The sequence below is a fragment of the Arthrobacter sp. NicSoilB11 genome, from assembly GCF_019977375.1.
Classification (GTDB): Bacteria; Actinomycetota; Actinomycetes; order Actinomycetales; family Micrococcaceae; genus Arthrobacter.
The window spans coordinates 984,144-996,090 of the sequence record NZ_AP024657.1; the positions used below are offsets into that span (position 1 = coordinate 984,144).

At 65.5% G+C, this 11,947-nt stretch carries 10 protein-coding genes; 5 read left to right on the forward strand and 5 right to left on the reverse strand.

All coding sequences use genetic code 11. The features are described 5' to 3' along the window. Positions 1 to 15: 15 nt before the first annotated feature. Both LDO14_RS04635 and LDO14_RS04640 read right to left on the reverse strand, forming a co-directional pair. Entirely contained in the window at positions 16 to 1,218 is a 1,203-nt protein-coding gene (locus LDO14_RS04635) for a TerC family protein (RefSeq protein ID WP_018771382.1), read from the reverse strand. A gap of 37 nt (positions 1,219 to 1,255) precedes the next feature. After that, positions 1,256 to 2,992 carry an ATP-dependent DNA helicase RecQ gene (locus LDO14_RS04640; RefSeq protein WP_056389349.1) on the reverse strand — a complete coding sequence of 579 codons (1,737 nt, stop codon included), beginning with the start codon at positions 2,990 to 2,992 and terminating at the stop codon, positions 1,256 to 1,258. A gap of 251 nt (positions 2,993 to 3,243) precedes the next feature. Here LDO14_RS04640 and LDO14_RS04645 point away from each other — a divergent pair, with 251 nt between their 5' ends. Continuing rightward, a complete protein-coding gene (locus LDO14_RS04645; RefSeq protein WP_223993967.1) occupies positions 3,244 to 5,571 on the forward strand; it encodes an FdhF/YdeP family oxidoreductase in 2,328 nt (775 codons plus the stop codon). A 13-nt stretch (positions 5,572 to 5,584) separates the two neighbouring features. On the opposite strand, the gene LDO14_RS04650 is transcribed toward LDO14_RS04645, so the two are convergent. Together LDO14_RS04650 and LDO14_RS04655 are read right to left on the reverse strand one after the other, a co-directional pair. Next, a complete protein-coding gene (locus LDO14_RS04650; RefSeq protein WP_026266091.1) occupies positions 5,585 to 5,914 on the reverse strand; it encodes a DUF6457 domain-containing protein in 330 nt (109 codons plus the stop codon). Positions 5,915 to 5,940: 26 nt separating this feature from the next. Further along, positions 5,941 to 6,915, reverse strand: coding sequence for an aldo/keto reductase (locus tag LDO14_RS04655; RefSeq protein WP_018771378.1), 975 nt, complete (start codon positions 6,913 to 6,915; stop codon positions 5,941 to 5,943). 313 nt (positions 6,916 to 7,228) lie between these two features. Here LDO14_RS04655 and fdhA point away from each other — a divergent pair, with 313 nt between their 5' ends. From fdhA to LDO14_RS04675, 4 genes are all read left to right on the forward strand, one after another. Then, positions 7,229 to 8,440, forward strand: a complete 1,212-nt coding sequence (fdhA, locus tag LDO14_RS04660; protein ID WP_018771377.1) for a formaldehyde dehydrogenase, glutathione-independent — start codon at positions 7,229 to 7,231, stop codon at positions 8,438 to 8,440. Between the two features lie 112 nt (positions 8,441 to 8,552). Beyond that, complete coding sequence (locus LDO14_RS04665; RefSeq protein WP_018771376.1) at positions 8,553 to 8,906, forward strand: GNAT family N-acetyltransferase; 354 nt, start codon at positions 8,553 to 8,555, stop codon at positions 8,904 to 8,906. Positions 8,907 to 9,049: 143 nt separating this feature from the next. Next, positions 9,050 to 10,000, forward strand: a complete 951-nt coding sequence (locus tag LDO14_RS04670; protein WP_223993969.1) for a serine hydrolase — start codon at positions 9,050 to 9,052, stop codon at positions 9,998 to 10,000. 67 nt (positions 10,001 to 10,067) lie between these two features. Further along, on the forward strand, positions 10,068 to 11,429 hold the full coding sequence (locus LDO14_RS04675) for an MFS transporter (RefSeq protein WP_223993971.1): 1,362 nt from the start codon (positions 10,068 to 10,070) through the stop codon (positions 11,427 to 11,429). A gap of 44 nt (positions 11,430 to 11,473) precedes the next feature. On the opposite strand, the gene LDO14_RS04680 is transcribed toward LDO14_RS04675, so the two are convergent. Continuing rightward, entirely contained in the window at positions 11,474 to 11,890 is a 417-nt protein-coding gene (locus LDO14_RS04680) for a hypothetical protein (RefSeq protein ID WP_056389367.1), read from the reverse strand. Positions 11,891 to 11,947: the final 57 nt, after the last annotated feature.

Sequence of the window (11,947 nt, forward strand, 5' to 3'; positions counted from 1 at the left end):
CAAGCCGGCCGGGCGTCAGCTCTCGGCTGCGGCAGCCCGGACCTGGGCTTTGTCGTGCTCCGCGTGGGCGTTGCGCAGCAGCTCCATGAACTCGGTTTCGTTGCGGACCAGCCGCTTGTACTTCTCGGGAAGCTTGCGGATCTGGTTTTCTTCGCGGCACATCTTGGCGAAGATCTTGTCGCGTTCGGCCATGTCCGTCTCGTAGTTGAGGTCCATGTATTCCGTGGCGTGGCGCCGCGCCCCGGACACCGCGTTCTTGGCCTTGCCCTTGGGGCTGAAGATGGACGCCAGGATGGTCACCACCAGGACACCCAGGATGACGCCCAGCGAGACAACGGTGCTGACCTCCACCACGTTGACGTGCTTGCCGTCGTTGATGAAGGGAAGGGTGTTCTCGTGCAGGGCGTGCAGGATGAGCTTCACGCCGATGAAACCCAGGATGACCGCCAGGCCGTACGAAAGGAAGATCAGCCGGTCCAGCAGGCCGTCAATCAGGAAGAACAGCTGGCGCAGGCCCATCAGCGAGAACGCGGTGGCGGTGAACACGATGAACACGTTCTGGGTGAGGCCGAAGATGGCCGGAATTGAATCCAGGGCGAACAGGATGTCCGTGCCGCCGATGGCCACCATCACCAGCAGCATCGGCGTCAGGACCCGCTTGCCGTTCTCCACTGTGAAGAGTTTGTCGCCGTCGTAGTGTTGCGACGCCGGCAGGAGCTTCCTGGCAAGCCGGACCACCAGGCCTTCGGAGTCGTCGTCGTGGCTGTCGGGTTTGAGCAGGTTGCCGGCGGTGAGCAGCAGGATGAGCCCGAAGATGTAGAACACCCAGGCAAAACTGTTGATCAGTGCCGCGCCCAGGAAGATGAACGCCGTGCGGGCGATCAGGGAGAACACGATGCCGAACAGCAGCACCTTTTGCTGGTCCGCGCGGGGCACCTTGAAACTGGCCATGATGATGAGGAAGACGAAGAGGTTGTCCACTGACAACGCCTTCTCCGTCACGTAGCCGGCAAAATATTCCGTCCCCATGTCGGGTCCGCCGAACACCAGTACGGCCAGCCCGAACAGCACGGCAATTCCCACGTAGATCGCGGACCAGGTGGCGGATTCCTTGAGGGAGGGCGTGTGGGCCTTACGGACGTGGAAGAAGAAGTCGAAGGCCAGCAGCCCCACGATTCCCGCAATGGTCAGGGTCCAGATATAAGCAGATACTTCCACGCGGCGGGCCTTTCGTCGGAGGGTCCCTCCAGCCTACCTAAGCGGGCTTCAGGAGTTCGTGCTCCATGACGGCGGTCCGGGACAGCGTCTTGTACCCCTCCTGTTCAAAGAGCACCGTGATGACGTCGTCCTCGTGCCGCATCACCAGGCCGGGCCCCCACTCCTTGTGCACCACCGCGGACTGCAGCGGGAAAGGCTCGGCGGCGGCGGAAGCCGGCCCGCCGCCGTCGGACGCCTTGCCCGGCTGTTTCTTCCCCTGCTTTTGCTTGGCGTGGGACTTCTTTCCCGCCTTCCCCTTGTCCGGCTGCCCCGCGTCCCCCGAAGCGGCAGCAGCGCACCCGTCGCAGTTTCCGCACGGCTCCGGCAGGTCCTCGCCGAAGTAGCCCAGCAGGAACTGCCGCCGGCAGCCGTCCGTCTCCGCGTACGCACGCATCATGGTCAGCCGGGACTGGTCCACGCGCTGCCGGGCTTCGGCGAGTTCGACGGCGTCGTCCACCAGGGCGGGCAGCTTGGCTTTGGAGGTCAGCCGGATGCCCCGCTTGCCTGTGCTGACGGCGCCAACCTCTTCCAGCTGGTTGATGAGTCCCGTGATGCGGCGGGCGGGTAACCCGGTGAGCTCGGCCAGGGACGCCTTCGGCGCGGGAGCCTTGGCGGCCTTGAGGATCTTCAGCACGGCCAGGAGGGAACCGGTGTCGGGGGAGTGGGTGCCGAAGAACTTCCGCAGGCCGAGGTCCTCGGAGCGGTAATGCAGCACGGCGGATGCGGGTTCGCCATCCCTGCCTGCCCGTCCGATCTCCTGGTAGTAGGAGTCCAGCGACTCCGGAATGTCGGCATGCACCACGAACCGGACGTTCGGCTTGTCGATGCCCATGCCGAACGCCGTGGTGGCAACCACGACGTCCAGCTGGTCAGCCAGGAACAGCTCATGGATGTGTTCCCGGTCCCTCGCGGAACGGCCGGCATGGTAAGCCTCCGCGCGCAGCCCCTCCTTGACAAGCTTGGCCGCGTATTTCTCCGTGTCCTTCCGGGTGGCCGCATACAGCAGGCCTCGACCCTTCCCAGCCAGCTCCGCCACCTGCTCAAGGACGGCCTTGCGCTTGCCCTTGTCCTCATGGTGGCGGACCACATCGAGGCTGATGTTGGGCCGGTCGAAGCCATGGACCAGGACCAGTGGCTGGTTCATGCCCAGCCGCTCCACGATCTCGTCCCTGACCGGCGGGGAGGCCGTAGCGGTCAAGGCAGCCACGGGCGGATTGCCCAGCTGTTCCCGGACATTGCCGAGGGCGAGGTAGTCAGGTCGGAAATCGTGGCCCCAGGAGGAAACGCAGTGGGCCTCGTCCACCACGAAGAGGGAGATGTTTAGGGCTTTGATCCGGTCCACGGTTGACTGCTTGGCCAGCTGTTCGGGGGCGAGGAACAGGAACACGGCCTGGCCATCCTCGGCGGCCTGCCATGAAGCCTCGACTTCGGCGTCTCTGTGCGAGGAGTTGATGGCCACAGCGGCATCCGGCCCGAGCGCCTGGGCCAGGCCGTCCAACTGGTCCTCCTGCAGGGCAATGAGCGGTGAAACCACGACGGCGGGACGTCCGGTGGTCCTGTGCAGGTGCAGGGCGGCGACCTGGTAGATGGCGGATTTGCCATATCCGGTGGGCATCACGGCCAGGACGTCGCGGCCGTCCGCAAGGGCTGCCATGCCAGCCAATTGGCCGTCCCGCAGGTGGGGCAGCGAGAAGGGTGATTCAGCAAGGGCCCGGAGGGCTGGTTCGTCGGCCATGGAAAGCGGCTCCGCACAGAAGAAAACTGCGGCCGCTTGCTTCAGCCGTAGGAACCACCCTACGCCAGCCCCGCGCCGCCGTCGTAAACCTTCGGGCGTATGTGGAAAAGCAGGCCGGACAGGGTGTCAGCCCACGGGCCTGCCGGCCGGCGGCCGTCCTTGACTTCAGGGGCAGCCTCAACAACTGTGGAAATTACCGAAACGGCTGGGCAGCAGGCGCATCTGGGACCGGCAAGCAAGGAGAACCCAACGTGGCGCGCGAAAACCCGAAGGTCGAAGAACCCGACGAATCCGAACTTGAGGTGAGCGGCCATCCCAAGACCTGGGCTGCCGGCGTGCCCGGCGTCTACCACTCGATGCAGCCTGCCCTCAAGCACATGGGCGTGGAGCGCTCGCGCAAGACCCTGCTGGCGCTGAACCAGAAGGACGGCTTTGACTGCATGAGCTGCGCGTGGCCGGACCCGGGCCACCGCAAGACCTTCGAATTCTGTGAGAACGGGGCCAAGGCGGTCACCTGGGAAGCCACCCCTGTGGTGGTCGGAAGCGAATTCTGGGCCGGGCATCCCGTCAGCGAACTGCGCCGGCGCACCGAGTACTGGCTGGGGATGCAGGGCCGGCTCACCGAACCGGTGTACAAGCCCGCGGGGGAGGACCACTACCGTCCGGTCAGTTGGGAGGATGCCTTCACGATCATCGCGGACAAGCTGAAGTCCTTGCCCAACCCCAACCAGGCAACGTTCTACACCAGCGGCCGCACCTCCAACGAGGCCGCCTTCCTGTACCAGTTGTTCATCCGGGCCTACGGCACCAACAACCTGCCCGACTGTTCCAACATGTGCCACGAGTCCTCGGGCTGGGGCATGGGCCAGACCATCGGCGTGGGCAAAGCGACCGTCTCCTACGACGACTTCGGCAAGGCCGACCTGATCATCGTCATGGGCCAGAACCCGGGCACCAACCACCCGCGCATGCTGACGGCACTGGAAGAAGCCAAGGAGGCCGGCGGCCACATCGTCGCCATCAACCCGCTGCCCGAGGCCGGACTGATGCGGTACAAGAACCCGCAAAAGGTCAAGGGCGTCATCGGCCACGGCACCCAGATTGCCGACCAGTTCCTGCAGGTGCGGATCGGCGGGGACATGGCCCTGTTGCAGGCCGTTTCGAAACGGGTGCTGGATGCCGAGGATGCCAATCCGGGCAACGTCCTGGACCACGCCTTCCTCCAGGAACACTGCGAGGGGCTGGCTGAACTCCGGGCGCACCTGGCCAACCTCGACGAAGCCGCGGTCCTCGAAGCCACGGGTCTGCGCAGCGGGGAAATCGATGAACTGGCGGCCCGCTATCTGGCTGCGGACAAGGTCATCATCACCTGGGCCATGGGCATAACCCAGCAGAAAAAGGGCGTCGCCACCATCAAGGAGATCATCAACCTCCTGCTGCTGCGCGGCAACATCGGAAAACCCGGCGCCGGGGCTTCCCCAATCCGCGGCCACAGCAACGTCCAGGGTGACCGCACCATGGGCATCTGGGAACAGATGCCGCCTGCCTTCCTGGACGCCCTGGGCAAGGAGTTCAGCTTCGAACCGCCCCGGGAACACGGCGCGGATGCCGTGGAAACCGTCCGGCAGATGCGCGACGGTGGCATCAAGGTCTTTGTGGGGCTTGGCGGCAACTTCGTGGGCGCGATGTCGGACACCTCAACGGCCGAGAACGCCATGGAGAACACCGAACTTTCCGTGCAGATCTCCACCAAGCTCAATCACTCGCATGGAGTCACCGGGGCTGAAGCGCTCATCCTGCCAACCTTGGGCCGGACGGAGATCGACCGCCAGGAAACCGGGCCGCAGTTTGTTTCAGTGGAGGACACCGTCTGCGCGGTGCACTCTTCCCACGGCACGGTGGAACCGGTGGGACCCAACCTGCTGTCCGAGGTGGCGATCATCTGCCGGCTGGCCCAGGCGACGCTGGGAGACACCATCAACGCCGACTGGGCCGGCTTCGAGAAGAACTACGACCTCATCCGGGACCACATCTCCCGCGTGGTCAACGGGTGCGGGGACTACAACCGCAAGATCCGGCAGGCCGGCGGCTTCGTGCTGCCCAACGGCCCGCGGGATTCACGGACTTTCCACACTCCCACCGGCAAGGCCATCCTGACGGTCAACGAACTTGAGCACGTGGAACGCCCCGCCGGCACCCTGATCCTGCAGAGCATGCGCTCGCATGACCAGTTCAACACCACCATCTACGGCAACAACGACCGTTACCGTGGCATCAGGAAGGGCCGCGAAGTGGTTTTCGTCAATCCGGCAGACCTTGCCGAACTGGGGCTGGCCGACGGGCAGCGCGTGGACATCCGTGGCGTATACAGGGACAACGTGGAACGGGTCCTCTGGAACTACCGCGTGGTGTCCTATCCGTCCGCGAAGGGCTGTGCCGCGGCGTACTACCCCGAGGCCAATGTCCTGGTTCCGCTGGACAGCGTGGCCGAGGGCAGCCAGACACCCGTGTCCAAGGCGGTCATCGTCCGCCTGGAGCCGGTGAAGGTACTGGAGGACGAGCCCACCGCCGCGGGCTGACTGTTCTCGCCGGCTATTGACCGGTGTCCGCCCACCCGCTGCCTGCCGGCCCGCCGTGGGCGCCGTCGTCGATCAGCTGGAACGCCACCTTGGCAGCCTTCTCGATGGCTGCACCAGCGGCTTCCCTGTTCCCGGCGCTGCCCGTGCCTGCCTCCAGCGCTGCCGCGTAGCCCACCAGGAACGTGGTGACGGGGGCGGCGGCATGGATGACGTTCTCGGAGGATTTGCGGGCCAGGTCAAGGAGCAGCTCCTGGTCCATGTTGAGGTCAAGGATCTGCAGTGCCTGGGCCAGCCGGTGGCTCCACTGGTCCAGCACCCGTGCTTCGTCGTCGTTCATTGCCATGGTTCTCCTTAGCGCCGTTGGTGCGTTTACGTGTCGATAGTGGACATGTTGGGGTAGCGGGCGCCGGCAGTTGCTCCGGCCGGTGCCAGCTGGTCCAGCAGCTCAAGCTCGTCCTGGCTGAGCTCGATGTCCACGGCGCCCAGGTTCTCGCGCAGCCGTTCACGTTTCTTGGTGCCCGGGATGGGGACGATATGTTCCCCCTGCGCCAGCAGCCAGGCGAGGGCCAGCTGGCCGGGAGTGCACTGTTTTTTGTCGGCCAGCTCCCTGACCCGGTCCACGAGTTCCAGGTTGCGGGTGAAGTTGTCGCCCTGGAAACGCGGGGAGTGGCGGCGGAAGTCGTCCTCGGCGAAATCGTCCACGCTGCGGATCTGCCCGGTGAGGAACCCACGGCCCAGCGGGCTGTAGGGCACAAAACCGATGCCCAGTTCCGCGAGCACGGGAAACACCTTGGTTTCAGGCTCCCGCTCCCACAGCGAATACTCGGTTTGCAGGGCGGTGATGGGGTGCACGGCGTGGGCCCGCCGGATGGTCGCGGCGGATGCTTCGGACAAGCCTAGGTGCCGGACTTTTCCGGCCTGGACCAGTTCCGCCATGGCGCCAACCGTGTCCTCGATGGGAACGGTCTTGTCCACCCGGTGCTGGTAGTACAGGTCGATGTGGTCCACGCCCAGGCGCTGGAGGCTGGCGTCGCAGGCGGACCTGACGTATTCGGGGCGGCCGTTGATGCCCACCCAGGAACCGTCTTCGCGGCGCTCGTTTCCGAACTTGGTGGCCAGGACCGCTTCTTCGCGGCGGCCGGCGATGGCGCGGCCCACCAGTTTTTCGTTGGTGAAGGGGCCGTACATGTCCGCTGTGTCCAGCAGGGAGCCGCCGGCATCCAGGAACTCGTGGATGGTGGCGATCGACTCCTGCTCATCGCCGTCGCCGTAAAACTCGCTCATGCCCATGCAGCCAAGGCCCAGGGCGGACACTGTGAGTTGTCCAATGGTGCGCGTTTTCATGGGTGCTCCTCAACGGTAGAACGTGTTCGGAAACCAGCCGGCAGCGTCCGTTTCCAGGGCAGCGGAACCGGTTGGTGCAGCGTACGCCACTATAGGGGTTTCCCTCATGGATTGCTCCCCTAAACAAGGGGCTTCATACCCCTAGACCCCTTGGTGGGCCGTGCCTAGACTGGGCGAATCCCCACCCGGAACCGTTGCCTGACCACTTCACATATCAGGACGCACCAATCGGCCAGGGCTGTTCCCCTCGCGGGATGTGCCACCCAACCAGATCACGGCCGTCCCACCGGACGCCTGACTACAGGAGCGATAGATGACAGGGAACAAAGCCGTTGCCTACAAAGAAGCCGGCAAGGTGGAAGTAATCGACATTGACTATCCGACGTTTGAGCTCAAGGACGGGCCAGGTGTCAACCCCGCGAACGTGGGACGCCCGGTCAACCACGGAGTGATCCTCAAAACGGTGGCCACCAACATCTGCGGATCGGACCAGCACATGGTGCGCGGCCGTACCACGGCTCCGCCCAACCTGGTGCTGGGCCACGAGATCACCGGCGAAGTGGTGGAGGTGGGCCGCGATGTCGAGTTCATCAAGGTGGGCGACCTCTGCTCGGTGCCGTTCAACATCGCCTGCGGCCGCTGCCGGAACTGCAAGGAGCGCAAGACCGGCATCTGTTTGAACGTGAATCCCGCGCGCCCCGGCGCCGCGTACGGCTACGTGGACATGGGCGGGTGGGTCGGCGGCCAGGCCAACTACGTTCTGGTGCCGTACGCAGACTGGAACCTGCTGAAGTTCCCGGACAAGGACCGGGCCATGGAGAAGATCATGGACCTGGCCATGCTTTCGGACATCTTCCCCACAGGGTTCCATGGCGCAGTCACGGCAGGGGTGGGCGTCGGTTCCACCGTGTACATTGCCGGGGCCGGTCCCGTGGGTCTTGCGGCAGCCACCAGCGCGCACCTGCTGGGGGCCGCCGTCGTCATCGTGGGCGACATGAACGAAGACCGGCTGGCACGGGCGCGCAGCTTCGGCTGCGAAACCGTGGATCTGACCAAGGGCGATCCGAAGGACCAGATCGAGCAGATCCTGGGCGTCCCGGAGGTGGACTGCGGCGTCGACGCCGTGGGATTTGAAGCGAAGGGCCACGGCCACGATGCCAAGGAGGCGCCGGCAACGGTCCTGAACTCCCTGATGGAGCTCACGGCCGCTGGTGGAGCCCTTGGTATCCCCGGCCTGTACGTCACGGGCGATCCGGGCGGCATCGACGAGGCCGCCAAGAAGGGCGCACTGTCACTGAGCCTCGGCACCGGCTGGGCAAAATCGCTGAGCTTCACCACTGGCCAGTGCCCGGTAATGAAGTACAACCGGCAGCTGATGATGGCCATCCTGAATGACAGGGTCAACATCGCCAAGAACGTCAACGCCAAGGCCATCCCGCTGGAGGAGGCACCGAAGGGCTACGCGGAGTTCGACGCCGGCGCAGCCACCAAGTACGTCCTCAATCCCAACGGCTACTTAAGCTGACGCGGCGGCGGGCGGGGATGCCACCAAGGGCCCCTTGCTGCGGAAATAACTGTTGCCCGGGCCGGGTTAGGCTTTGCACGGGCAACACAAACCGCAAACGAAGGAGTTTCCCTTGAGTGACATCACCGTCCGCCACAATCCCGGGCGCGAACGCTTCGAGATCCTCGACGCCGGCAACGTGATCGGCAAGGCGGTGTACAAGGAGTACGACGGCGGGGAGTCGCCGCAGCGGATTTTCTACCACACGGTGATCAACGAGGAATACGGCGGGCAGGGCCTTGCCGGGCGGCTGGCCACGGCTGCCCTGGACAGCACGGTCCAGGCCGGGAGCAGCATCATCCCGGTATGCCCGTTCATCAAGAAGTTCCTTGCAAAGCACCCGGAATACTCGGCCAACGTGGTGCCTGTGGCGCCGGCGCACCTGGAATTCCTGGACAGCGCGCTGTCCGCCCGCGCCCGCGGCTAGCGCATCCCTATTACAGCCGGCGGAACACCCCGCAAGCCTTCAGGAAGCTCCCAACCGCCGGTGATTTAATCAGCATCTGTCAGCGCGGCTCACCGCCGCGCTGGTGTTGTTTTTGATTGCCGAGGCGGGACAGGAGCCCTTGTATGTCCGTGCACCCCATGGTGCCCACACCAGGCCGCGGTGCTCCGCTGCAACCGCCGGGCAGGCCATCAAACGGCAAGCCAGCTCCGGGCAGGAACCGGGGCCACAGAAGGCTGCTGTGGCTGGCCCTTGCGGTAGTACTGGTCATCGTCGGGACCATCACCCTGGCCGTGGTCCGGTCCGAGCCACTCACCGGTGCCGTGGTCCCCACCCAGCCGGCCGTACCCGCAGCGCCGGTGGCGGCAGCTCCGCCGTCGTTGCAGGACAGCGTGGACGACATCCTCAGTGACGCGGCCGAATACCGGATTGGGCTGGCGCTCGCCGATGTGTCCGGAGGTGCGGAACGGACGTTCGGCGACCAGGACACGTTCACCGCGGCCAGCACGGCCAAGATCCTCACTGCCGCCGCCTACTATCACCTGGTGGAAAACGGGCAGGCGGGCCTGGAGGATCCCATGGGCGACTACGACGCCGCGTTCCAACTCAAAGCCATGGTCAACGACAGCAACAACGACTCCTGGCTGTTGCTGATGGATGCCGTGGGGTACCCGCAGTTGATCGCCTACGCGGGCTCCATCGGCGTCACCTACGACCCCGAAGAGAACCTCCTGACCGCGGCGGACATGGCCCTGATCCTGAAGAAGCTCTATGCAGGCGAACTCCTGGATAAGGACAACACGGCGCAGCTGCTCAGCTACATGCAGGACACCAACAACGAGGACCTCATCCCGGCGGGATCACGGTCCGGTGTGGATGTCTACCACAAGTACGGGGAAGTCTCCGGGGAACTGCACGACGCCGCGCTCCTGAGCTACCGCGGTTCGACCTTCGCCCTGGTCATCTATACGGAGAACCCCGACGGCGGGGCGGATGAGGGCCAGGCCGAGGTGATCCGGGACCTGACCAGGGCGGTGGAGGACGCACTCTTCCCGGTGGGAGTGGCAGGAAAATAGCGCACGCCACACCGCCCGGGAGCCCGCCGAGTCGCCCGCGGCGGAAGCTTTAGGCCAGACTGTTACCGTGAGCAACAACCCCCGGACTGCCCTGGCCGTCGCCGGACTCAGCCTGGGCACGGCACTGAACCCACTGAACTCCTCCATGATCGCCGTGGCCCTGGTGGTGCTGCGCGCCGACTTCGGGCTCGACGTTGCTGCCGTCACCTGGGTGGTCACCTCGTTCTACCTGGCCTCCGCAGCCGGGCAGCCGGTGATGGGCCGGCTCGCCGACCGGTTCGGCCCGCGGCAGATGTTCATGCTGGGCATGGGGCTGGTCGCCGTCACCTGCGCGCTGGCCCCGCTGGCCCCGAACTTCGCGCTGCTCTGCGTGGCACGGGCGGTCATGGCTCTGGGAACTGCCACCGCATATCCCAGTGCCGTGGTGATGGTGGGCGCTCTGGCGCACCGGGCCAAGGTGGACTCGGCCCGCCCGCTGGGCCGGTTGCAGATGGCCAACACGTCCGCAGCCGCGGTGGGCCCGGTGGTCGGCGGCCTGCTGGTGGGCTTCGTGGGCTGGGAGTCGCTGTTCCTGGTCAACGTCCCGCTGGCACTCGCGGCATTGCTGACCGTGCGGAAGGCCGCACCGCCGGACCAGGTCCGGGAGCGCGGCAGCCTGGCGGAACTGGTGCGGGACTCCGACGTCCCGGGGATTGCCGGGTTCATCGCCGCCCTTCTCCTGGTCATGATGGCTGCGCTGAACGTGGCGCCGGACTACCGGTGGTGGATGCTGGCCGCCGGAACCGTGGTCGCGGGGCTGTTTGCCTGGCGGGAGCTGCGCTTCGCCAAACCCTTCCTGAACCTGCGGCTGCTGGGCCGGAACCGGCCGCTGATGCTCGTGTACCTGGCGTTCGCCGTGTTCAGCAGCGTGTACTACTTCGTCTTTTTCGGCCTCCCGCAGCTGCTGCAGGAAGCCGGCGGTTACGACCCCGGCGTGGTGGGGCTGCTGATGCTGCCCCTGGCCGGCATGTCCGTGGTAGCCACCCCGTGGGCAGTCTCCGCCATGGGAAGGTTCGGTGTCCGGCGGGTGCTGCTTGCCGGCGTCGTCCTTTTGACCGTGGTGGCGGCGCTCATGTGGCTGCTGACCGGCACGCTGGCCATCCCCGTTGTGGTGGTACTGACCGCGTTGATGGGCATCCCGTACGGCACGGTCAGCATCGCCTCCAACCAGGGCATGTTCGTGTCCACCCGGCCGCAGGACCGCGGGGTGGCGGCCGGGATCTACCAGACCTGCCGCTACGTGGGCGCGATCACCGCCACCGTGATGATCGGCGTGTTCGCATCAGGCGGGGTGCACCAGGACAGCTGGATGCGGATGGTGCTGGCCATGCTGGTGCTCTGTGCCGTGACGTTCGGGATCTCCGTGTTCTGGCGGCAGCAGAAGGCCTAGGTGCGTTGCGCGGGTGCCCCCGGAAAGGTGTGTCCAGCCTGCGCTCACCTGCAGTAGTACACCTCGCGGTTGTACAGGAGCCGGTCCCTGACCTGTTGGCTGTCTTCCCGGTCGGTGCACCGCCCGGTGGTCTGCGCATAGTGCTGGCCCACTTCGATGGACTCCCCATTCCGATCGAGGCTATGGGTATTGATCCGGGTCCGGACGGTGGAACCGGCTGACTGATCGTCCGGATAGGTGCTGGAGGAGTTGTACGACGACGATTCCAGGCCGCTGGGTGTGGAGACGTCAGTGCTGACTGTGACACCTGAATGGCAGAACCGGGGATCGCTGTAAGTGCCGCATTCGCCGGGCTTGCTGACTTGCGCGCCATCGCTGCTTGCTGCCTGTGCCGGTCCCGCAAAAGCCGCAGCGGCCAGCGCCACTGCGGTGCCAATAAGGGCGGTGCGTTTCGTGAACATCGTGATTCGTCCTGCCTGCCGGGGGTATGGAGAGCTCCAATTCTGGCCGCCGCCCCA

Bases quoted from the DNA above. Each gene is read 5' to 3' on its own strand.
- LDO14_RS04640 (WP_056389349.1), bottom strand. From the start codon at position 2,992: ATGGCCGACGAACCAGCCCTCCGGGCCCTTGCTGAATCACCCTTCTCG.
- LDO14_RS04650 (WP_026266091.1), bottom strand. From the start codon at position 5,914: ATGGCAATGAACGACGACGAAGCACGGGTGCTGGACCAGTGGAGCCAC.
- LDO14_RS04655 (WP_018771378.1), bottom strand. From the start codon at position 6,915: ATGAAAACGCGCACCATTGGACAACTCACAGTGTCCGCCCTGGGCCTT.
- fdhA (WP_018771377.1), top strand. From the start codon at position 7,229: ATGACAGGGAACAAAGCCGTTGCCTACAAAGAAGCCGGCAAGGTGGAA.
- LDO14_RS04670 (WP_223993969.1), top strand. From the start codon at position 9,050: ATGTCCGTGCACCCCATGGTGCCCACACCAGGCCGCGGTGCTCCGCTG.
- LDO14_RS04680 (WP_056389367.1), bottom strand. From the start codon at position 11,890: ATGTTCACGAAACGCACCGCCCTTATTGGCACCGCAGTGGCGCTGGCC.